The organism is Mangrovimonas sp. CR14 (assembly GCF_011764015.1).
In the GTDB taxonomy this organism is placed as follows: domain Bacteria; phylum Bacteroidota; class Bacteroidia; order Flavobacteriales; family Flavobacteriaceae; genus Mangrovimonas; species Mangrovimonas futianensis.
The window spans coordinates 1-3629 of sequence record NZ_JAAFZY010000018.1 but is presented as its reverse complement, the minus strand read 5'-3'; the positions used below and the strand labels follow the sequence as shown (position 1 = coordinate 3629).

Annotated in this window: 1 protein-coding gene; it reads left to right on the top strand. The window is 56.1% G+C overall.

The features are described from left to right. Positions 1-24: 24 nt before the first annotated feature. A partial coding sequence (locus tag GZ212_RS16225; RefSeq protein WP_206080472.1) for a T9SS type B sorting domain-containing protein occupies positions 25-3629 on the top strand: 3605 nt, incomplete at its 3' end.

Here is a 3629-nt window from a genome sequence, read left to right as displayed (position 1 = left end):
GTGATTGACCCAACTACCGGGGAAGTGACCGGAGCCTCCCCATCCGAGGAGATCACCATCATTTACGCCCTTGACAACGAATGTAGCGCTTCCTCTGAAGTGACCTTCAACGTGATCGACATAGACGATCCTAGTTTTACCCTGACCCCGACCTGTGACGGTGCCACAGCCGAGGTAACAGGTACCCCTGGCGGGACCTTTACCATGGTGGACGTCAATGGCGTTGGCGGTACGATCAACCCGGATACCGGTGAGATCACCGGCGGTCCGTCCGAGGCGGTCTATGACGTGACCTATACCACCAGCGGTACCTGTCCGGACTTTTTGACCCTGACGGTAACCGTACCTTTCTCCGAGGACACCACCTTTGAGATGACCCCCAACTGTAGCGGAGCGACCGCTACCATATTGGGCGATGTGGACGGGACCTTTAGCATGGTAGACCTAGGAGACGGTGCCAGCATCGACCCTGCCACGGGAGAGATCATTGGCGGGCTTTCAGGAGCGACCTATACGGTCACCTATGCCTTTGCAAACGTATGCAGTGAGCCAACGACCTTGGATGTCACGGTGATAGTGACCGATGACCCAAGCTTTACGCTGACCCCAACCTGTGACGGCGCTACAGCTGAAGCCGTAACCCCGGGAGGGACCTATGCCTTTACAGACCCACAACCAACGGATGCCGTGATTGATGCAGCCACGGGAACCATCACCGGTGGGACCCCGGGAGCGACCTATGAGGTGGTGTATACCACCAACGGTACCTGCCCGGACACGACGACCAATACAGTAACCGTACACCCGCTTCCGACCCTGGCACAGGACCCGGCAGAACTGATCGTCTGTGACGACAACACCCCCGACGGTGTTGTGGAGATGGACCTGACCCAAATGGACGGTCCCATCACGGGCAACAACCCGAACTACGTGGTGAGCTACCATGCCAGCCAGGCCGATGCCGATGCCGGTACACCAGAGGTGGCCCCATCCGCAGATGCCTATGTGGGTACGGACGGTGAAGTCGTTTACGTAAGGGTAGAGAGCGTGAACACCGGCTGCCATACCACCACGACCCTGACCCTTCAGGTAGTGGGTGCACCAGCGGCCAACATCCCACAGGCGCTTACCTACTGTGACCCTGACAACGATGACCTGGGCGAGTTTGACCTGGACAGCACCATAGAAGAAATTACAGGAGGTGACACCAGTTTAGATGTTACCTTCCACCTGACCTACCAGAACGCAGTGGACGATGTGCTGCCACAGAGCAGTCCGTTGTCCAACGTCCTTGGGCAGGTGATCTACGTAAGAGTGGACTATGCCGGTGTGGATACCGATTGTCCTACCATTGTGGAGCTGCAACTGATCGTGCAGCCAACACCAGAGATTGCCGATCCATCACCATTGGAACTGTGCGACGATGCCGTTGCCGATGGGATGACACAGTTTGACCTGACCCAGGCCAACACAGAGATATTGAACGGGCTGGACCCGACACTGTACACAGTGACCTATTACACCGAAGTGGCCGATGCCGAGATAGGGCCATCTGCCCCCAGTTACATAGCGGTCCCTACCGCCTATACCAACCAGTTTACACCACAGACCCTAGGGGTTCGTGTGGAGGACAATGCCACTTTGTGTTTCCGTACCACGACCCTGGAGCTGATCGTGAATCCGCTTCCTACCCCGGCACAGACCCAAGAGGCACTGCAGCTGAGCATCTGTGACGACAACGACGACAACGACGGCTATGCAGCCTTTGACCTGACCGATCAGGACGGGATCATTACCAGTGGGACACCTTCCTGGAGCGTGGACTACTACGAGACGGCCATAGACCGTGACAATGACAACCCGATAGCAGACTATACATCCTATACCAACACATCGATAGGTGGACAGCCTCACAACCCGCAGACCATCTATGTGAAGGTGACCGACCAGGATACCGGTTGCTATGCCTATTCGACATTGACCCTTGAGGTGTCGCCATTGCCAACACCGACCCCTGCAGAGAACCTTCAGGATCTTGTGGCCTGTGACGATACCGATACGGGAGACCTGTCCGAGAGCTTTGACCTAACGGTGATGGAGGACAGTATCATCCTTCCGGGAGAGACTGGCCTAACGGCTACCTACCATACCACGGAAGAAGGTGCAGAGGAAGGGGACACATCCATAGCAGATGCCACGGCCTTTGTGAACACCCAGACCCCACAGACCGTATGGGTGAGGGTCACCAACGACCAAACGGGCTGTTACAACGTGACCAGCTTCCAGGTAGTGGTCAACCCGCTTCCCGATGCATCGGCAGAGCTTGAAGACCTGATTGCCTGTGAACTGAACACCGATGGTGTCTATACCTTTGACCTGACACAACAGGATGCCACCATACTGAACGGACAGGATCCGTCATCCTATGGAGTGACCTATTACACAAGCTTGTCCGGGGCACAGAACGCCACTGGCGGCATTGCCAGTCCCTGGGCCTTCACCAACACGGTGAACCCACAGGAGATCTTCGTGAACATCATGGACCTGGAGACCCGCTGTGACATCGCCACGATCAGTTTCTTTGTGGAGGTACAGGAAGCAGCCGAGGCCAACACGCCGGAGCCTTTTGTACTGTGCGATGACAACATGGAGTTTGACGGTGACCCAACGGACGACTCGGTGGCCTTTGACCTGAGCACGCAGAATGCCACGGTACTTAACGGTCAGGACCCGGCGAACTTCACGGTAAGTTACTATGAGACCGAGGCGGACGCCCTGGCCATGGACAACGCCATCGCCAACCCGACCTCCTATATGAACCTGAGCAACCCGCAGACCGTCTGGGTGCGTGTTGACAACGATACAACACCGGATAGCATCTGCTACGACATAACCACCCTGGAACTTCAGGTGGCGCCTATTCCTTCCTTTGTTCTGGAGGATGTGTACGTACTGTGTACGGACACCAACGGGACGGAGGTCGTGGGCTCTCCACTGATGGACACGGGACTTGATGCTTCGGCCTACAGCTTTGAATGGAGCGAGGCCACGGACCCTGCGGTGGTACTTGGCACGGATTCCAGCTACATGCCAACGGTAGCCGGCACCTATACGGTGGTGGTGACCGATGTGGACAACGGCTGCAGCAGCGCCATGAGTGCCGAGGTGATCCTGAGCTCTCCACCGGTGGTACAGGCCACGGTAACTACCCAGGCCTTTGCAGACAACCACGTGGTAACGGTAACGGCCACGGGAGCAACCGATGCGGTGTTTGAGTTCAGCATTGACAATGGTCCATGGGTGAGCAACGAGCCCAATGACGGCAGTTATGTGTTTGAGAACCTGTCCTTCGGGGAACACCTGGTACAGGTAAGGGATATCAACGGTTGCGGTATCGGCAGTGATACGGTGACGGTAATGGACTACCCATTGTTCTTTACCCCTAATGGGGACGGGGACAACGACACTTGGCAGATTTACAATATTAACACCCAAGTTAACGCTAAAATTTATATATTTGACCGCTATGGAAAGCTGCTCAAGCAATTGAGCCCCACTGGCGAGGGATGGGACGGTACCTACAACGGGGAGCTGATGCCATCGAGCGACTACTGGTTCACGGTCGAGTA